General features: G+C 42.2%; 17 protein-coding genes and 2 tRNA genes. 3 read left to right on the top strand and 16 right to left on the bottom strand.

The window, feature by feature from the left end:
* Position 1 precedes the first annotated feature (1 nt).
* From rimP to murJ, 8 genes are all read right to left on the bottom strand, one after another.
* Positions 2 to 457 carry a ribosome maturation factor RimP gene (rimP, locus tag OCU56_RS02545; protein ID WP_261874009.1) on the bottom strand — a complete coding sequence of 152 codons (456 nt, stop codon included), beginning with the start codon at positions 455 to 457 and terminating at the stop codon, positions 2 to 4.
* Positions 458 to 744: 287 nt separating this feature from the next.
* Positions 745 to 821: transfer RNA gene (locus OCU56_RS02540), tRNA-Met, on the bottom strand.
* A 52-nt stretch (positions 822 to 873) separates the two neighbouring features.
* Positions 874 to 957, bottom strand: a tRNA-Leu gene (locus OCU56_RS02535).
* A 16-nt stretch (positions 958 to 973) separates the two neighbouring features.
* Positions 974 to 1,309, bottom strand: a complete 336-nt coding sequence (gene secG, locus OCU56_RS02530) for a preprotein translocase subunit SecG (RefSeq protein WP_261874008.1) — start codon at positions 1,307 to 1,309, stop codon at positions 974 to 976.
* Positions 1,310 to 1,491: 182 nt separating this feature from the next.
* Entirely contained in the window at positions 1,492 to 2,016 is a 525-nt protein-coding gene (lspA, locus tag OCU56_RS02525; RefSeq protein ID WP_261874007.1) for a signal peptidase II, read from the bottom strand.
* Entirely contained in the window at positions 2,009 to 4,840 is a 2,832-nt protein-coding gene (gene ileS / locus OCU56_RS02520; RefSeq protein ID WP_261874006.1) for an isoleucine--tRNA ligase, read from the bottom strand. Before ileS ends, lspA begins: the two co-directional genes overlap by 8 nt.
* A 108-nt stretch (positions 4,841 to 4,948) precedes the next feature.
* The gene (ribF, locus tag OCU56_RS02515; RefSeq protein ID WP_261874005.1) at positions 4,949 to 5,878 is read right to left on the bottom strand and encodes a bifunctional riboflavin kinase/FAD synthetase; all 930 of its coding nucleotides are present in this window, start codon (positions 5,876 to 5,878) and stop codon (positions 4,949 to 4,951) included.
* A 121-nt stretch (positions 5,879 to 5,999) separates the two neighbouring features.
* Positions 6,000 to 7,559 (bottom strand): murein biosynthesis integral membrane protein MurJ, encoded by a 1,560-nt coding sequence (gene murJ, locus OCU56_RS02510; RefSeq protein WP_261874004.1) that lies wholly within the window; start codon positions 7,557 to 7,559, stop codon positions 6,000 to 6,002.
* A 301-nt stretch (positions 7,560 to 7,860) separates the two neighbouring features.
* On the opposite strand from murJ, the gene rpsT reads away from it, so the two are divergent.
* Complete coding sequence (rpsT, locus tag OCU56_RS02505; RefSeq protein ID WP_261874003.1) at positions 7,861 to 8,121, top strand: 30S ribosomal protein S20; 261 nt, start codon at positions 7,861 to 7,863, stop codon at positions 8,119 to 8,121.
* A 97-nt stretch (positions 8,122 to 8,218) separates the two neighbouring features.
* Here the strand turns inward: rpsT and OCU56_RS02500 are convergent, their stop codons facing one another.
* Positions 8,219 to 8,521, bottom strand: a complete 303-nt coding sequence (locus OCU56_RS02500; RefSeq protein WP_261874002.1) for an ArsR/SmtB family transcription factor — start codon at positions 8,519 to 8,521, stop codon at positions 8,219 to 8,221.
* Positions 8,522 to 8,602: 81 nt separating this feature from the next.
* Complete coding sequence (gene nhaR, locus OCU56_RS02495) at positions 8,603 to 9,493, bottom strand: transcriptional activator NhaR (protein WP_261874001.1); 891 nt, start codon at positions 9,491 to 9,493, stop codon at positions 8,603 to 8,605.
* A gap of 345 nt (positions 9,494 to 9,838) precedes the next feature.
* Here nhaR and OCU56_RS02490 point away from each other — a divergent pair, with 345 nt between their 5' ends.
* Positions 9,839 to 10,987 (top strand): Na/Pi symporter, encoded by a 1,149-nt coding sequence (locus OCU56_RS02490; protein ID WP_261874000.1) that lies wholly within the window; start codon positions 9,839 to 9,841, stop codon positions 10,985 to 10,987.
* Positions 10,988 to 11,063: 76 nt separating this feature from the next.
* Here OCU56_RS02490 and OCU56_RS02485 read toward each other — a convergent pair whose 3' ends face one another.
* From OCU56_RS02485 to rppH, 6 genes are all read right to left on the bottom strand, one after another.
* A complete protein-coding gene (locus OCU56_RS02485; protein WP_261873999.1) occupies positions 11,064 to 12,059 on the bottom strand; it encodes a Solitary outer membrane autotransporter beta-barrel domain in 996 nt (331 codons plus the stop codon).
* A 112-nt stretch (positions 12,060 to 12,171) separates the two neighbouring features.
* Positions 12,172 to 13,023: a thymidylate synthase gene (locus OCU56_RS02480; protein ID WP_261873998.1), complete on the bottom strand. Its 852-nt coding sequence runs from the start codon at positions 13,021 to 13,023 to the stop codon at positions 12,172 to 12,174.
* On the bottom strand, positions 13,020 to 13,847 hold the full coding sequence (gene lgt, locus OCU56_RS02475) for a prolipoprotein diacylglyceryl transferase (RefSeq protein ID WP_261873997.1): 828 nt from the start codon (positions 13,845 to 13,847) through the stop codon (positions 13,020 to 13,022). The genes OCU56_RS02480 and lgt overlap by 4 nt, the downstream gene beginning before the upstream one ends.
* Positions 13,848 to 13,868: 21 nt before the next feature.
* Positions 13,869 to 14,666, bottom strand: a complete 798-nt coding sequence (locus tag OCU56_RS02470; protein ID WP_261873996.1) for a sulfite exporter TauE/SafE family protein — start codon at positions 14,664 to 14,666, stop codon at positions 13,869 to 13,871.
* Positions 14,666 to 16,918: a phosphoenolpyruvate--protein phosphotransferase gene (gene ptsP, locus OCU56_RS02465; RefSeq protein WP_261873995.1), complete on the bottom strand. Its 2,253-nt coding sequence runs from the start codon at positions 16,916 to 16,918 to the stop codon at positions 14,666 to 14,668. Before ptsP ends, OCU56_RS02470 begins: the two co-directional genes overlap by 1 nt.
* 12 nt (positions 16,919 to 16,930) lie before the next feature.
* Complete coding sequence (rppH, locus tag OCU56_RS02460) at positions 16,931 to 17,449, bottom strand: RNA pyrophosphohydrolase (RefSeq protein ID WP_261873994.1); 519 nt, start codon at positions 17,447 to 17,449, stop codon at positions 16,931 to 16,933.
* A 617-nt stretch (positions 17,450 to 18,066) separates the two neighbouring features.
* Between rppH and mutH the strand changes: the two genes are divergently transcribed.
* On the top strand, positions 18,067 to 18,735 hold the full coding sequence (mutH, locus tag OCU56_RS02455; RefSeq protein WP_261874758.1) for a DNA mismatch repair endonuclease MutH: 669 nt from the start codon (positions 18,067 to 18,069) through the stop codon (positions 18,733 to 18,735).
* Positions 18,736 to 18,739 lie beyond the last annotated feature (4 nt).

Raw genomic sequence — 18,739 nt, 5'->3', positions numbered from 1 at the left:
CTTAAAACTTAGGGATCAGGTTGGCTTTTGAGATGTTGCTTAGAGCAAACTCATTCTCTTCGTTGTCAGTTTCAATGGTGACTAACTCACCATCGATACCTTTAATAATGCCTTTCCACTTACGGCGATTACCAACACCCATCTTCAATACAATGTTGACCTCATGGCCCACAAACTGCTCATAGTGTGCGGCTTTAAAAAGTGGTCGTTCAAGTCCTGGTGAAGACACTTCAAGGCTATAAGCAACAGAAATTGGATCTTCTACATCCATTACTGCGCTCACCTGATGGCTTACTTCAGCACAATCGTCAACATTAATACCGTTTTCGCTATCGATATAAATGCGTAATGTCGAATATTCGCCTGCGCGAATAAACTCAAGTCCAACTAATTCATAGCCTGCTGCCTCTACTGGCGCTTCAAGCATTTCCGTTAGTTGTCTTTCTAAACCAGTCATTGTTCAACTACTCCAGAAACAAAAAAAGGGCATAAAGCCCATTTCATTTACCAAGCACACACCTACAGCGATAAACTGCAGATAACAAAAAACCCCGATAGTGTCGGGGTTTTATGCTGCTGGACCCTGATATCACTAAGCTAAAAGAAGCTTAGCTCATAACTAAATAATTTAGTTATGATATTTAGAAATTCAAACTTAATAACTCAATTTATTGAGGCCAGATGAATATCGACAGCCTAATAAACTGTTATGAATCGAGTATTTACCATTCATAGTTATTAAATTGGTTGCGGGGGCCGGATTTGAACCGACGACCTTCGGGTTATGAGCCCGACGAGCTACCAAGCTGCTCCACCCCGCGTCCGACTATCAAACATAGTTATGTTTAATAGATTAACTTCTAAAATAATATATGGTGCCGAGAGAGGGACTCGAACCCTCACACCAAAGGCACTAGCACCTCATGCTAGCGTGTCTACCAATTTCACCATCTCGGCAAATAAGTCTTTAAACTTACTCAGGAATTTCTTCACCCTTCTGGGCTGGAACTTCCGCTGCTACGTTGTCTGTTTTCTGAATGGTTTGACCCGCTGTAGGATCAACCCACTGAGAATCAGTCTTATGTGCAGACATATGACCAATCACCAAACAAACCACGATAAAAATCAATGCAAAAACTGCAGTCAATCGGGTTAAAAAGCTACCAGAGCCGCCAGAGCCAAATACTGTATTTGATGCACCTGAACCGAATGAGGCTCCCATATCTGCGCCTTTACCTTGTTGAATCAGAACCAGGCCAATTACACCAAGCGCAGCCAACAGGTAAATCACAAGTAGAGTTTCAAACATCTTTCCACCTATGTTCCAAATTGTTGAGCCAGCGCGTCATAATCGTAATATAAATTAGATTACAACAAAGCTAGCGCGCCCTTTATAGGGCGGACGCAATACTAGCGAAACCTTGTAGCGGTGACAAGTAAAACTTTCATCACCGCCACTAAGTGCTCACTTATCGAGCACTTATTTCACTATTACTGCTTATTTATTGATTTAGCTGAGCTCGACTTATCTTTTATAAAACTATCAAGAATGATCATACCAGCACCAATACAAATAGCGGTATCCGCTAAGTTAAAGGCTGGCCAGTGGTAATTCCCAACAAAGAAATCAAGATAATCGACAACAAAGCCATGGATTATACGGTCAAAAACATTACCTAGAGCCCCACCAATAATCAGTGAGTAAGCAATATTATTCCATTTTGCAGTATTTGGTAGCTTACGCATCCATAGGGCTAACACCCCACAGACGATAATAGCAATCCCAGCAAATAGCCATCGTTGCCAACCTGATTGGTCACCAAGAAAGCTAAATGCTGCGCCATGGTTGTGTACATAAAGCAAGTTAAAGAAAGACGTCACCTCTATACGGTTTGCCCATCCATATTCCATGCTGTTCATCACAACCAGTTTGATCGCTATATCACTAACAAACACTAGAGCCGCCAGCCATAGCCAACGTAACCCTGTCTGTTTAAATATGCTGTTATTAGGCAAACTGACGAACCTCGCCTTCACCATCGATGTTAGAAACACAGCGTACACAAATTGTTTCGTGTCCTTCCACTGTGCCTACATCGGCTGTGTGGTGCCAGCAACGGTCACATTTTGCTAGCTCTGTTGCACTTACTTGTACAAATAGCCCTTCAACCTCAGTTTGTTGAGCCGTTGCAGGTTTGTCTGCTAGTGGCGCAACATCCGCACGAGATGTCAGTAATACAAAACGTAATTCATCACCAAGTTTATGCAGTTTTTCAGCAAGAGCATCATCAGCATAAAGTGTTACTTCTGCTTGTAATGCACCACCGATCAGTTTTTCTTTACGCGCTTCTTCTAGAAGTTTGTTTACTGAGGCTCTAACCTGCTGCACATCATCCCAGAAAGCATTGTTTAGTGCTTCGTCTTCTGCAAGACCAAATAGCCCTTCGAACCACTCACCAGTAAAGACAAACTTATCGCGCTCCCCTGGCATTTGATTCCAAATTTCATCGGCAGTAAATGACATGATAGGCGCCATCCAACGAACCAAAGCTTCTACGATGTAGTAAAGAGCGGTTTGACAACTGCGTTGAGCATGGCTGCCCTGTTTTGCTGTGTATTGGCGATCTTTAATTACATCTAAGTAGAAAGAACCCATTTCAATAGAACAGAACTGCATCAAACGCTGAGTTACTGCATGCGTATTGTAATCTTCATACGCTTGAACAATCTCTTGTTGTGCTGCTTGTGCTCGACCTACAGCCCAGCGATCCAGTGCGACCATTTCTTCTGCTGGCACTATATCCGTTGCAGGATTAAAGCCATTGAGGTTAGCAAGGAAGAAACGGGCAGTGTTACGAATACGACGATAAGCGTCTGCGCTACGTTTCAGAATTTCATCCGATACGGCTACTTCACCGGTATAATCTGTTGACGATACCCAAAGACGTAAAATATCAGCACCTAGTCGGTTAGTGACATCTTTTGGTGCCACAACGTTACCGATAGATTTCGACATTTTTCGGCCATCGCCATCAACCACAAAACCATGTGTTAATACTTGCTTGTAAGGCGCTTCGCCTTTCATTGCAACAGCTGAAACTAAAGAAGACTGGAACCAACCACGATGCTGATCTGAACCTTCTAGGTATAGATCGGCACTGGCACCGTTGTACTCTTCACGAGAATCAACTACAGAGTAGTGAGTCACACCAGAATCAAACCACACATCTAATGTGTCGAGTGTTTTTTCGTAGTTAGCGGCATCTTGTTCACCCAATAGTTCAACTGGATCGATGTCCCACCAAGCTTGAATGCCTTTTTCTTCAACTAATTTAGCTACTTTTTCAATCAGTTGTTGAGTATCAGGGTGAAGCTCTGCTGTCTCTTTATGTACAAACAGGGTAATTGGCACACCCCAAGTACGTTGACGAGAGATACACCACTCAGGGCGACCTTCAACCATACCTTCGATACGGCTTTGACCCCACTCCGGCATCCACTGCACACCTTTGATCGCTTCTAATGAGTTAGCTCGTAGACCTGCTTGGTCCATAGAGATAAACCATTGTGGCGTAGCACGGAAGATGATTGGTGTTTTATGACGCCAGCAATGTGGGTAACTGTGTTCAAAAGCGTGATGATGCAATAACGCACCTTTTTCTTTCAATACGTCTAATACTGAATCATTGGCTTTAAATACGTGCTGGCCTGCAAACAATTCGGTATCCGGTAGATACACACCGTTAGAGCCAACTGGGTTAGCCACTTCTAAATCGTATTGTTTACCAACCACAAAGTCTTCTTGACCATGCCCAGGAGCAGTATGAACGATACCAGTACCTGAATCAGTAGTAACGTGATCACCTAGAACCACAGGAACAGTAAAGTCGTAGAATGGGTGTTGGAAATTAAGCAGTTCTAAATCAGAACCTTTAGCAAAACCAAGATTACGGAAGTTATCAACGCCAACACGTTCCATCGTCTCTTTAGCAAGATCAGCGGCTAAGATCAAACGTTGAGGATGCTCTCCTTCAACTTGAACCAACACATACTCTAGATCATCACGCATACATACGGCGCGGTTTGCAGGTAGTGTCCAAGGTGTTGTTGTCCAAATAACGACAAAAACATCACCTTCACCCGCATGACCATCAGCTAGAGTAAATTTACTTAGCACGGCAGATTCATCTGCAGCTTTAAATTTCACATCAATTGATGGCGATACTTTATCTTTATATTCGACTTCCGCTTCCGCTAGAGCACTACCACAGTCTGTACACCAGTGAACAGGTTTAAACCCTTTAAGTAAGTGGCCGTTATCCGCAATTTTGCCTAGAGCGCGGATGATATTCGCCTCTGTAGCAAAATCCATAGTGCGGTATGGTTTATCCCACTCACCCATGATGCCAAGGCGCTTAAAGCTCTCTTTTTGGCCTTCTACTTGAGTGGCCGCGTACTTACGGCATTCCTCACGGAATTCAGCAGCAGAGATCTTATGACCTGGCTTGCCTTTTTTCTTCTCAACCATCAATTCGATAGGAAGACCATGACAATCCCAACCTGGAATGTAAGGAGCATCGTATCCAGATAGTGTTTTTGATTTAATAATAATGTCTTTAAGAATCTTATTTAGCGCGTGACCAATATGAATGTCACCGTTTGCGTATGGAGGGCCATCATGCAAAACAAAAGGCTTATTACCTTTTTTAGCTTCACGGATAGCACCGTAAAGATCTTCTTTATACCAACGCTTAAGCATTTCTGGTTCACGATTCGCCAGATTACCACGCATTGGAAACCCTGTTTCAGGAAGGTTCAGGGTATCTTTATAATCAGTCATCGATTCTTATTTCCGTAATATTGGGCGAAGTTAGACATTAATGGGGAGTGACCATTCAAATAATCACAAGCAAAAACCGTTGTTTCGCTTGCATTATTGAGGCCACTCTCACCTGTGCTGCAGCAACCACACCCGAGCTGCTTCAGCATCTAATTCGATTTGTGTTTTAAGTGCGTCGAAGGAAGGAAACTTTACCTCTTCACGCAACTTCTCTAATAAGCAAACTTCTAGTTGTTTGCCATACAGGTCTTTTTCTATATTAAAAAAGTGCACTTCAAGTTGCTGCCGTACACCGTTTACTGTTGGTCTTTGCCCAACATTGGCAACCCCGCCAACCATATGGCCGTCTATGTTGGCTTCGACAACATACACTCCAGAGACGGGTGATACTGTTCGCTTTAGCGGAATATTAGCGGTTGGAAAACCTATGGTTCTCCCTAACTTTCTACCATGGGACACACGGCCACTAATGCTGTAATGTCGCCCTAGCATGGATTTGGCCTGTTGTAATTCATCATTACCTAGAGCTTGACGAATTGCTGTACTGCTCACTCTTTCTGTATTTAGGCAGAAACTGGCCGTACTCACAACCTCAAATCCATACTCTTTCCCAGCTTTTTGTAGCATAGAAAAGTCACCTTGACGTTTGCGTCCAAAACGGAAGTCGTCACCAACAACCAGAAACCTAACGCCAAGTTTTTCCACCAACAGCTCTTTTATAAATTGCTCTGGTAGTAGTTCAGCAAAACGTTTACTAAAATTCACGCACAGAAGGCGCTCCAAATCCAGCTTACTTAATTGCACGTATTTATCGCGCAAGCGTGTAAGACGAGCCGGAGCATTGTCTTGTAAAAACAGTTCTAACGGCTGAGGCTCGAAAGTCATGACCACTGCGGGTAGACCTAGAATCTCAGCTTTTTGCTTAACCTGCTTTAAAACTCTTTGATGCCCAAGATGGACACCGTCAAAGTTACCTATGGTTAAGATACAGCCCTGATGTTCAGGACGTATATTATGGCTACCTCGGATAAGATGCATGTTACGTGTTAAAACCTAACCTTCTCAGCTACAGGACCTAAAAGCCCTAAACTGACGAATTATATACTGAAAACTCCTATAGATGCTAGCAACGAAAAGTGATGATTGGTTTTGCTTTTAATTAAACACTGGCTTTCAAGTGCTTAAGACGAATGCCTAGCAATAATGCCACCACCAAATAAGCAAGAGCGCCCACACCTATCATTGTAATCAATTCAAAAATCCGTTGATGTAATGACATGGCAAGCCAAGCATCCAATGGTTTTAATACGTATGAAATAGCCAGTACCATTGCTCCACCAGACAGAGCGACACGGACGATATAACTTACCGTTTGCCCTGTTAAACGATAAACTTGCGCTTTATGTAAACCACGATATAACAGCGCCATATTGAAAAAGGCGGATAACGCCGTTGCCATCGCTAATCCCACATAACCATAGTGCCAAGCAAAAATGATGTTAAACAGCATGTTTGAGGTCATAGCGATAATGCCATAACGCACAGGGGTTTTAGTGTCTTGTCGAGAGTAATACCCTGGGGCTAATACCTTGATTAACATAAAGTTAAGTAAACCAGAGGCATAAGCGATTAAGGAGTAAGATGACTGAAGCACTTCATGTACCCCAAACTCACCACGCATAAATAGCACCATCAGCATAGGTTTTGCCAATACAATCAAACCCAGCATAGCGGGCAGACCCAGCAATAATACCATGCGGATCCCCCAATCCATCGTCGCCGCAAACCCCTGACTTTGAGCGTCTACATGCTTACGTGATAACGCAGGTAAAATAACTGTTGCGATAGCAATACCAAATAAACCTAGTGGGAACTCAAGTAAACGATCGGAGTAATACAACCAACTGATGGAGCCCGTCTGTAAAAAACTGGCAATAAAGGTATCTAGCAACAGGTTAATTTGGCTGACTGAAACCCCAAATAAGGCTGGGATCATCAGGGTACGAATTCGCACAACACCCGGATCGCGCCAACCCCATTTAGGCCTAACGAATACCCCTTCTTTAATCAAAAAAGGAATTTGGAAGAAAAACTGCACCATTCCGCCCAGAAAAACTCCGATGGCCAAGCCTATTTCAGGGTTCGCAAGACGAGGGGCGATCATTACGGCAGCGAAAATGATCATTACGTTAAGAAATACAGGGGTAAAGGAGGAAACCGCAAATTTGCCTAGAGTGTTAAGTACCGACCCCGATAACGCAACAAAGGTGATAAACCACAAGTAAGGAAAGGTGATTTTCAGCATCAAACTGGCCATTTCAAACTTTTCAGCCGACGGCCCACCATTTAGCCAATCTAAAAACCACCCCGTACCAAAAATCGCGGTGACTACACCAGAGCCAAGTACTCCGCACACGGTCACAACGGTAACAATGACACCTAACGTACCGGATACTTTTGCAATTAATTGCCGTGTTTCATCCATATCACCTTTTGAGTGATACTCGGTAAGAACAGGGACAAAGGCTTGAGAGAATGCCCCCTCAGCAAATAGACGCCTTAAGAAGTTAGGAATTTTATTAGCAAAGAAAAAGACATCAGCACTTGCTCCCGCTCCCATTAGGTTGGCAACAACGACGTCGCGAATTAATCCCAAAACACGAGAAACTAAAGTCATAGCACTTACAATAGCGCCAGACTTGAGAAGGCCTTTACTCACTTTTATTCCTTAATAATATCATCTGCAATAATCTGTAGGTTACACTTAGCAAAGGCATAGCCTATCAGAAAGAGACTTTAACATATTGATATACTCACTTTACGAGAAGTAAACTAGCTTGAGTGTAGATCTAGTATCAAAATGCTGTTAGAATCCACGCCATCTTAACCGTGTTAACCTATCTAAACAAAATTTCATTGTTTTAGATGAGTTTTCGCACAAATCAATTGACTTTCGGTTATCAAACAGGCATTCTCCACGGCCTTATATTGTTACCGAACAAGTTTTGGGAGTTAGACCCTTGGCAAACAGTAAATCTGCTAAGAAGCGCGCTATCCAAGCTGAGAAACGTCGTCAGCATAATGCTAGTCGTCGTTCTATGATGCGCACTTACATGAAAAAAACTATCGCAGCTATCGAAGCTGGTGATAAAGAAGCGGCAACTGCTGAACTAGCAGCTGTTACACCGATCCTAGATCGCGCAGCGACTAAAGGCCTTATTCATAAGAATAAAGCTGCACGTCATAAAGCACGCTTCTCTGCTGCAATCAAAGCTCTTTAATTAGAACTGAGATTCAGGTAAAAAACCGGCTAACGCCGGTTTTTTTGTATCTATCGAAATGCTTCCTTTTTATACCATAGTAGTAAGATGTCTATTATTATGATTCGCTAGCGCAATACATGTCATGCAGTAAATGAATCACTCTTTTAACCTCATCACTACTTAACGAATAAAACACGGTCTGAGCCTCTTTACGAGTAGACACTAACCCATCACGCCTTAACCAAGCTAAATGCTGTGATAATGCAGACTGGCTAAGCTCCAACTGTTGGCAAAGCTCCCCCACTGACAACTCCCTATCACGCAACATACATAAAATAAAAAGTCGCCTTTCATTGGCCATAGCCTTTAATAGAGAAACAGCCTTTGGTGAGTTGCTCTTCATTGCTTGTAAATTCATAGCGTTTCAATAATATTTAATTTTGATTGGTCACCAAGCCTACAGACGAGGCTCATAAAGTAAAAGTGCAGTTTAGCTAAATTAATGAAATATATTAGAAAAATCAGCATCACACACACTTTTCACCGCAGGATGTTGGATCATACGCTCTGCGAAAATAACATAGTACTCTTCTTTTAATGCTTCAATTTCTGCTATACGGTAAAACTCCCCCGTGGCATTGTATTTGTATGGATAACGAGTAGGGGCAACAAATACGGTCTCTGGATGAGTTTCTGCAAATGCTTTCATGAGCGCAAAATCATCAAATTCGCCAAGAATAGTAGGTTGATATCCTTGCCTATCACACCACTCGGTGACTTTTCTGCCCATTGAGGTTCTAGAACCTGGGATTAATAGCCTGTATTTTTCTAAGTTGGGTAAGAATTCTTTTTCATCAATATAAGTAGCAGAACAAAAGCTCATACTGCACTCACCCAGCTTTTTACTATAGAGACCCGCATTCTGTGAGGAATCAATGGGGCAGTCAGAAAGGATCATGTCTAATTTATGTTGCGATAGTTGCTCTAGGAGTAATTCATGAGTGGACTCATAACACCTTAAATGAATGTTGCCATCAGAAGGTACTGTGGTTGATAAAATCTGGCTAACTAAACTTTTTGATAAGGCATCAGCAACTCCAACTTCAAATAATAAGTTTGCTCGTTGGCTGTAATTCACAATATCAAGCATCTCATAACTCAGGTCATACATCCTATCGGCGTATTTAAATACCAATTGCCCAAGCTCTGTAGGCTCAATACTGCGACCATTACGTTTAGTTAATTTACCGTTTAACCTTTGCTCCAATGCTTTTATTTGTCCGGTCACTGTTTGGGGTGTCAAAAACAAAGCATCAGCGGCTTTAGTCAGGGAACCCTGCTTGCAGACCATCCAAAAGTAATAAAGGTGATTGTAATTCAGGTGCGACATGTACACTCCAGCTTAATGGGTTGCAAAATTAAAGGTAAAGCACGTTAAATTTCGATAATACCGAAACAAAGTTAAAGGAAGATGACATTTTTGTCATATAAAAATTGTAATTTTGCCCACTAAACACCTACTATCATCTTGTATTACAGAGTAAACCCAAGAAACAGAACCAAAATAAAACCTTTAAAAACAACAAGTTATAAACAAAAAGTTCTTACGTAAACGATTGCTTTTATTCGGTAATAAAAAGGCTTTTTTTTATCGAACTGTAATATAACTGAAATATAAGTTATCTAAACTCGCAAATAGTTGATTAAAAGCCTGCATAAGGCGCGGAGATAACAAATGAACAACCAAGCATCCTCAGTTTCAGCACTAACAGCAGGAAAATCTAGCTGGTTACGTTGGGCTAACTTGGCTTTCATGCTGTACCTACTTCTAGTATCTGTTTCTATGGTTGGCGGTGGCTTTAAAATGGCTTCTGGCGAACATGCTAAGACACTATTTGATTTCGCCTCACATCCTGTTGCAGGTTTGATGATAGGTCTTGTAGCAACAGCACTTATTCAGTCATCAAGTACAGTGACTTCGATTATTGTGGGTCTTGTTGCCGGTGGCCTACCGGTTGGCATTGCAATCCCTATGGTAATGGGTGCCAACATTGGTACTACTGTCACCAATACACTAGTAAGCCTTGGACACCTACGCTGCAAAGAAGAGTTCAAACGCGCTTTTGCCAGCGCCACTGTGCATGACTTCTTTAATTTGCTTGCAGTACTTATCTTCCTGCCATTAGAAATGATGTTCGGTATCTTTGGTAAGCTCTCTGCGTGGCTAGTTGCGCCTCTAATGGGCACTGGTGACCTAAATATGGGTGGCTTTAACTTTATTAAACCTCTCACTAAGCCTCTTATTAGTGTGGTTCAAGAGCCATTAACCGCCTTTGGTCCTATCATTGCTGGTGTAACTATGATTATTTTGGGTATTGCGACCATTATTATCTCTATCACCATCATGGGTAAACTCATGAAAAAACTGATGGTGGGTCGTGCTCGTGACATCTTAAAAAATGCCATTGGTCGTGGTCCTCTACACGGTATCTTCTCAGGATCTATTGTTACTATCCTTGTGCAATCATCATCTACCACAACGAGCTTAATGGTGCCTCTAGTGGGCTCTGGTGTGCTGAAAGTACGCGATGTCTACCCATTTACACTAGGAGCTAACATAGGTACTTGTATTACCGCACTGCTAGCAGCAACAGCCGTATCCGGTGAGTTTGCCGCTTTTGCTTTGCAAATTGCCCTAGTGCACTTACTGTTTAATATAGCCGCCACAGTATTTATCTTTGGTATTCCATTCCTAAGAGAGTTACCCCTTAAAGGCGCAGATTGGATTTCTAGCATGGCGATCAAAAATAAAGGGGTTGTTGCTGGATACCTCATCGCAGTCTTCGTTGTAATGCCTGGAACTATTATTGCCTTAACCGCATAATAAGCCGCTCATTAATAGCAAAAAACCGGCTACTTTTTTTAGTAGCCGGTTTTTTATTGCCCAAAGCCAATACTCTCTATTCATTATAAAACAGTACCAAGGCACCACCTTTTAAAGAGCTACCGTAGTTAATACTGACGCCAATACCAACATTATAAAACAGAGCAGAATAGTCACTAGTGTCAAGTAGCCACCCTATGCTGTACTCACCATAGTGAGTCGTATCAAGAGGATCTCTAAGATCCCCTCCTACATCCACCCGTCGTGCTCTAAACAGTACATCTTGCTTGCGACTCCCCCACGGCTTCAGATGATATTTGTATTGCAGGCCATTCATTACCCGCCACCCACTAGGAGTGGCACCGGACGTATCGATACTTCCAGAAAAGCTACGCCCCCAAAAGTAATGATATTCACTATTAAACTTGAGCTCACCCGGCCCAATATCTTTGGTATAAATAAAATCCAACTGAGGCTCTATCATCCATGTATTGGAAGATCCATTAATCACTGAGGCAATGCCTTGCTGATCAAGATAATCCTTTGCTGGGCTATTGGCGGTAAATTGGTTGCTGTAGTGCATAAGATGCAGACCCGATCCCACAAAGAACTGCCACCCTTCCGAGACTTGATAACCGACAGAGTACTCAGCATAACCCGCTAACACTTGATCTTTATTTTCATCCGTTTGCCACTGAGTGCCATCTGGTGAGGTAATCAGATCGTAATTAATATCTCGTCTTAACTCCATATATGCGGCTCTAAGTTTCAGCCGTTGTAGCCAAGCACTATTGTCATTGGAAAACTGAAATGAAATGGGTAATGAGGTCACAGCGATTCGACGGCGTGTATCAATGGCATCTTTTCCCCCAAAATCAGGGTTATTGGTGCCAAAAACTTGGTTAGGATCAAAATTACCAAAACCGAAACTCACCAACTCACTATCCGTAAGCACTAACGCCGTTGAATAAATGTCAGATAAGTATTTATCGGTATCAATAAGGCTAGAGAAAGCGATATTAGGTAAGGTTAGCATGCCAACAGCAAAGACTGAGAAATATCCATATTTCATATTCAAGCAACTCTATCCACAGGTATTAAGCAACAAAAAAGGCTAATACCTAAATATTAGCCTCTTATAAATAATTTATTAAATTCAGTGAGATAAATTTATTATTTTTGCCTTAAACCGAAAATGGGTAGCGAATAGCAGGGTGAGATTCATACCCCTCAACAGAAAAGTCATCCAAGGTTACCCAAGTTTCTAAATCTTCCAGAGACTTAATTTTTGGGTTTATAATGAATTTTGCTGCCGGTAAAGGCTGGCGTTGCAGTTGTACATCGCGCATCAATTCTAACTGATCTTCATAAATATGTGCGTTGACTATTTTATGATACGCCACACCCGCTTTGTGCCCTGTGATTTGCGCCATAATCGCCAAAAACGCATACACTTGTACCATGTTAAAATTAAGCCCAAGGGGCACGTCACAAGAGCGCTGAGTACTATTCAAATACAGAGTGTCGCCAAGTAAAGAGAAATGGTGGCTGTACATACAAGGACGTAAGCACCCCATATGAAACTCTCCAGGGTTATAGAAGTTAAGGATTTCCCCTCGGTCATCCACTCCCTGAGTCAGATCGTCAACAATTTTGCGTAATTGGTCGATATGACCGCCATCAGGTTTGGCCCACTGACGACCTTGAACGCCGTAAACGCGTCCCATATCATCTTCGCCTTTACGGTAACTATTGTTTAGCCATGCTTCATTTAAGTTGGCATTGGCATCCCAAGTTTTCGTACCTAACTGACGAAATTGCTCCGCATTATCATAACCACGAATATAACCAAGGAGTTCAGCGACCGCGGCTTTCCAAAAACTCTTGCGAGTAGTCACTAGAGGGAAGGCATTATTTCCTACATCATAGGTTAAATCGGCATTCACCACCGTCAGGCAACGCTTGCCTGTACGCTGATTTTCAATCCAATGTCCGTTATCAACAATGCGATGGCATAAATCTAGGTATTGCTTCATGATTTATCCTTAGCCGTCGTCGTTTGTAGCGACTTTTTATTGTATTTATAGGCCCACCAAATCATACCTGCGCCAATAAAAATCATCGGTGATGATAAGATTTGCCCCATGGATATCCAGTCACCAAACAAACCAAGTTGAGCATCGGGCTCTCTGAAATATTCAACGGTGAAACGGAAAGTACCGTAGCCCATTAAAAATAAACCCGCGACTGCGCCAGCCGGTCTTGGTTTACGAATAAAGATATTCAAGATAAGGAACAGTACCACCCCTTCAAGAAAGGCTTCATAAAGCTGAGATGGATGACGTGGTAGATAGCCACCAGATGGGAACAGTACAGCCCACTTCACATCTGTCACTCTTCCCCAAAGCTCATCATTCATAAAGTTACCAATGCGTCCCATACCTAAACCAAACGGTATCAGTGGCGCAATAAAATCAGCAACATTAAAGAAGGTACGATTATTTCGATAGGCGTAGTAGGCCATGGCGGAGATCACCCCGATCAGACCACCGTGAAATGACATGCCCCCCGTCCAAACTTTAAATAAATAAAGCGGATTATCGAGGAATAAATCAAAGTGATAAAAAATCACGTAGCCGATACGGCCACCCACGACTACCCCTAAAAAACCAAGAAACAATAGGTCTGATACCTGCTCACGATTCCAGCCACTATTAGGCTTATCAGCGCGACGATTTGCCAACCACATAGCAAAGGCAAAACCAACTAGATACATCAATCCATACCAACGAATAGAAATTGGACCAATTTCTAAAATTACAGGATCAATATGAGGGAAAGTGAGAAATCCTTGATTCATAATGTCTTCTTAGAGTTTTCATTAAAAGAGAAGCATGCGTACTGCTATGAGTAAGAGCAATACAGCAAATATTTTTTTCAATATTACTGTCGGTAATATTGTCGTCAACCGTACGCCTAATTTACTGGTTAATATGGAACTAGACGCAATAGCGAACAACGCTGGTAAATAAACATAACCAAAACTGTGGGCAGGTAAAGCATCTGAGCTGGCGCCATGAAAAACAAAACCGAGCATTCCAGAGGTTGCTAATAATGCGCTACAAAAAGACGAAGTTCCAACCGCCTTACGCATTTCTATCCCATGCCGATTAAGAAAAGGGACTAACAAAGAGCCACCACCAATACCAGCAAGGCTTGAAATAGTACCGATGCTTGCTCCAGATATAAAGGAGTTTGTCACACCAAGCGTTCGTTTTGTGCGTGTACTTCGAATCGAAAGAAACATTCGTACGGATAACCCAAGAACAATACAACCAAAAATCGGTGGTAAATACTGGCTTGGGAGGAATTCAGCCACAAAACTGCCGATAAATCCCCCTAAAATTATCCCCGGTATTAAAAATTTAACCACAAAAACATCCACATTATTCACTCTATAGTGATTAAATGCTGATGAGCTGGATGTGATAATAATACAAGCTAAAGAGGTGGCTAAAGCCATCTGCATGGCAACGTCTGCATCAATACCAAACATAGGCAGTAAAAACAGCAGTGACGGCACAATGATTAAGCCACCGCCGATACCGAGTAAACCGGCCAATACGCCAACGACGGCACCTAGCATAACTAAAACTATAACTAATTCAAATGTAACCATTAATGCTTTCCTGGACGGACAAAACCAGCTAACCCTCTCCCTTCAAGGTAATCAAAAGCAAGCTCATATACATTAGATGCATAAGGCTTGGTAATGGCTTGACTCGCCAATTCTTCTAATTCTTTAAGATTCGACTGCCTTATCACATACTTAATGTTGGCCACATTAGCAGAGTTCATACTTAACTGGGTAAACCCAAGGCCGAGTAAGAGCAAGACACCAATAGGGTCACCGGCTAACTCGCCACACACAGACACTGGGATATTGGCATGTTCACACGCCCCTTGAATCTGCTTTAGAGCAAGTAATACAGAAGGATGCACCACTTCATACAACTCTGATACCTGACTATTATTACGATCAACCGCCAACAAGTATTGAGTGAGATCATTGGTACCAACAGAGACAAAATCAATACGATCAGCAATAACAGGTAACAGATAGATCATGGATGGCACTTCAAGCATTATGCCAACTTGCGGCTTCTTCACTCTGGGGTGCGTTAATGCCACTTCATGATAAGCTTGAGCAATTAAAGCAAGAGCCGAGTCTAACTCTGGCACACCAGAGATCATCGGCAACAACACTTTTAACTCACTCTTCTGAGCAATGGCGGCGCGCATCATTGCCCGAATTTGTATCAAGAAAATATCCGGATGATCCAACGTAAATCGAATGCCCCGCCAGCCAAGAAATGGGTTTTCTTCCTCCATTGGGAAATAAGGTAGCGACTTGTCCCCACCAATATCTAAGGTTCGCATGACAACGGGCTTACCTGCAGAACAGGCAAGCACTTTGCGATAAATTTCCACCTGCTCATCTTCTGATGGAAACGCTTGCTTGAGAATAAAGGAAATCTCTGTGCGATACAGTCCTACTCCATCCACCAAATTGAAATAAAAGTAACTATCATCAGGTCCTAACCCTGTATTCAATAAAATGGTAATGGGGGTTTTATCTACAGTGACAGCGGGAAGGTACAGTTCAGACTCCACCATAGAGCGCACTTCCAACTCTTCATCCTGGAGCTTTTGATACTCCACCATCTCTTGCTCTGTAGGATCAAGCAACACTTCACCGCTATAACCGTCCAAAATAATATGGCGGTCATCGGCATCAATATTTTTTAAGTTAGGGCCGATAACGGAAGGGATACCAAGGGCGCGCGATAAAATAGCCGCGTGAGAGTTCACCCCACCTTGCAAGGATATGACCCCCAGCAATTTATCTCTTGGCACGGAGGCCAATAAGGTTGTGGTTAGCTCATTAACCACAAAAATCACCGGCTTATCTAGCTGAATTTCTTGAGACTGAGAGTGGTAGAGAAAGTATAACAACCTCTGCCCTAACTCTCTTACGTCCTGGGCACGCTGTTGCAAATACACATCCGTCATTCGCCCAAAGCGAGCCGAATAACGCTCAATAACCTGACGTAACGCCCAGTCGGCAGTATCACCCTTTTCTATTTGCTGAATTAAATCTCCCCGCAATTTGGGATCATTGAGTAGGTGAGTAAATAAATCAAAAATGGCCAACGCATCTTTATTAAGATCACTGTCTAACTGCTTTCTTAAACGTCGAAATTCTTTTAAGGCACTTTCGACCGCCACCAGCAACCACTCTTTATCTCTTTCTATATCGATAACAGAAGCTGGGGCAACATCACTGAGCGAAGGTTCGTAATTCCCCTGCCATATAGGACCAATGGCAATACCATTACAGGCAGAAAGCCCTGATACCACTGAGATTTTTCGCTCTTGCAGAAGCCAATTACCTTGCTGCTGTTCACTGGCTATTAATACGGCTAATTGCGCGGCAAGTGTCACTAAAAAAGACTCTTCAGTATCACTAAATAGACGGGTTTTCTTTTGCTGTATGACTACGACACCTAAAATTCGTTTACGGTAAACGATAGGTGTGGCTAAAAATGCCTGATACACATCCTCGCCTAATTGAGGAAAAAATTTATAGTCCGGATGTATGGAGGCTTGAGCGACATTGAGGGGTTTAGCCGTTCTATGCACTAGACCAACTAATCCTTCATTAAAGCCTATATGCAGTTGTTTTCCAGAAAAAGTCAGCCCCTTAGTTGCCATTAACTCAAGGCGCTGCTTTTGATGATTAGATAGGTAGATAGTGCAACATTCGCTATTTATCGCATCGCAGGTACGTTCAACAAACACCTCAAGTGCTTGATAAATATCTTCGACTCGAGATACGTGCTCAACTATATCCCTAAGTTGATTTAGCATTGTTGCGCCTCACTACCCTCGACGGTGTTTGCGTTTTCGGTTTTGCTTTCGATCTTTAAATGGCATAGCAAAAGAAGCAAACTCCTTCATAGCTCTGCGATAAACGTCTCTTTTAAAAGAGACCACTTGTCTCACTGGATACCAAAAGCTTACCCAACGCCATCCATCAAATTCTGGAGTCGGCCCTCTTTGCATATTAACCTGTGATTCATCACAGATTAATTGCAATAAAAACCATTTTTGCTTTTGTCCAATACAGACAGGTTTGGAATCCCAGCGAACTAATCGTTTTGGCAGACGATAACGCAACCAATGACGACTCGTAGTGACTATTTTCACATCTTGCTTGGTTAACCCAACCTCTTCATACAATTCTCGGTACATCGCCTGTTCAGGCGTTTCACCTTCATCTATCCCACCTTGTGGGAATTGCCATGAATGTTGTCCGTATCGTTTAGCCCAAAACACTTGACCATGGTTATTACATATTACGATTCCCACATTTAAGCGGTAACCATCGCCATCGATCACTGGCTAGCCTCTACTGATAAAAAGTTATATGTCTTGATTTTTCCACAGATCACCTAGTTGAGCAAATGTAACCGCAGTAAAAGTGATGAAAGTATGAAGCCAGAGTAGGCTTTCGCTTAAAATACATACCAATTTCACCTTATCAACAGAAAAAGGTGGATAGAAGGTATTTATTCACTATATCTGTGAATAACTTTGTGAGAAAAGAGTAATCAAGTAATCTGTGGATTATTAATTGATCATCTACAAATAATCAAACCTGCATCACATTTTAAATATAACCTTAAAAATCAATAGTTAACATGCAAACAATGCATTTAAAAACAGAATATAACACTGGTTAATTATTGATCCTTTAAGATCGTTTAAAATTCCACCGTTCCATCTTTTATCCACACAACTCACTTACTCAGGCATACTTAATCCACTAAAACAAGATAGAAACATCACCTAAACCCCTGTTTTTTTATACATGGTAATTATTTTTTATCTAGTTAATTTCACAGCCTGTGGATAACCTTCATTTTGTACATAAATTAGCTTATACTTGTCCATTGATTTATCTTCAACGATCTTGCTCATTTAAAGATCTTTTACTCACTTGGAAAACTAACGTGTTGAAAACTCCCCCTAAAACAGAATTGGAGCTCTTACAGCGGGCTGAACAGCTTGCTGGGTATTCTTTCGCGGAGTTAGCCGAAGAGGTGGGCATCGCTGTTCCACAAGATCTTCGTCGAGATAAAGGCTGGGTAGGACAACTCATTGAGATGCACCTAGGTGCACAGGCTGGAAGTCGCCCAGAGCAAGACTTTGCTCATTTAGGAATAGAATTAAAAACGATCCCTCTCAGTTATAGCGGTAAACCTTTAGAAAGTACTTTTGTCTGTGTGGCTGCGCTGACAGGCATTCACGGCCTTACTTGGCAGCAAAGTCATGTAAAACAAAAGCTAAGCAAAGTTCTATGGGTGCCAGTTGAAGGGGAAAGAGAGTTACCCATTGCAGAGCGACACGTGGGCTTTGCTAAGCTTTGGACTCCTTCAGAAGAAGAACAAACTTTATTACAACAAGATTGGGAAGAGTTGATGGAAATGATCGCAACAGGTCGTATTCATGAAATCAACGCCAGGCATGGGGAAGTCATGCAAATTCGGCCAAAAGCAGCCAATAGCCGAGCTTTAACTGACGCTTATGGGGCCAATGGAAAAAAAATAAAGACACTGCCGAGAGGCTTTTATCTTCGCAGTCGCTTCACTCACTCAATACTCACTCAGCAAGATAACCTTTGATTGA

The organism is Vibrio rarus (assembly GCF_024347075.1).
GTDB classification, from domain to species: domain Bacteria; phylum Pseudomonadota; class Gammaproteobacteria; order Enterobacterales; family Vibrionaceae; genus Vibrio; species Vibrio rarus.
Note: the sequence above shows the minus strand (reverse complement) of the source record. Positions and strands in the feature narration are given on the sequence as shown.

What these genes read in the sequence shown, in the direction of transcription:
- rimP (WP_261874009.1), bottom strand. Translation starts at nt 457, where the DNA reads ATGACTGGTTTAGAAAGACAACTAACGGAAATGCTTGAAGCGCCAGTA.
- secG (WP_261874008.1), bottom strand. Translation starts at nt 1,309, where the DNA reads ATGTTTGAAACTCTACTTGTGATTTACCTGTTGGCTGCGCTTGGTGTA.
- ileS (WP_261874006.1), bottom strand. Translation starts at nt 4,840, where the DNA reads ATGACTGATTATAAAGATACCCTGAACCTTCCTGAAACAGGGTTTCCA.
- ribF (WP_261874005.1), bottom strand. Translation starts at nt 5,878, where the DNA reads ATGCATCTTATCCGAGGTAGCCATAATATACGTCCTGAACATCAGGGC.
- OCU56_RS02500 (WP_261874002.1), bottom strand. Translation starts at nt 8,521, where the DNA reads ATGAATTTACAAGCAATGAAGAGCAACTCACCAAAGGCTGTTTCTCTA.
- nhaR (WP_261874001.1), bottom strand. Translation starts at nt 9,493, where the DNA reads ATGTCGCACCTGAATTACAATCACCTTTATTACTTTTGGATGGTCTGC.
- OCU56_RS02490 (WP_261874000.1), top strand. Translation starts at nt 9,839, where the DNA reads ATGAACAACCAAGCATCCTCAGTTTCAGCACTAACAGCAGGAAAATCT.
- OCU56_RS02485 (WP_261873999.1), bottom strand. Translation starts at nt 12,059, where the DNA reads ATGAAATATGGATATTTCTCAGTCTTTGCTGTTGGCATGCTAACCTTA.
- OCU56_RS02480 (WP_261873998.1), bottom strand. Translation starts at nt 13,023, where the DNA reads ATGAAGCAATACCTAGATTTATGCCATCGCATTGTTGATAACGGACAT.
- lgt (WP_261873997.1), bottom strand. Translation starts at nt 13,847, where the DNA reads ATGAATCAAGGATTTCTCACTTTCCCTCATATTGATCCTGTAATTTTA.
- OCU56_RS02470 (WP_261873996.1), bottom strand. Translation starts at nt 14,666, where the DNA reads ATGGTTACATTTGAATTAGTTATAGTTTTAGTTATGCTAGGTGCCGTC.
- ptsP (WP_261873995.1), bottom strand. Translation starts at nt 16,918, where the DNA reads ATGCTAAATCAACTTAGGGATATAGTTGAGCACGTATCTCGAGTCGAA.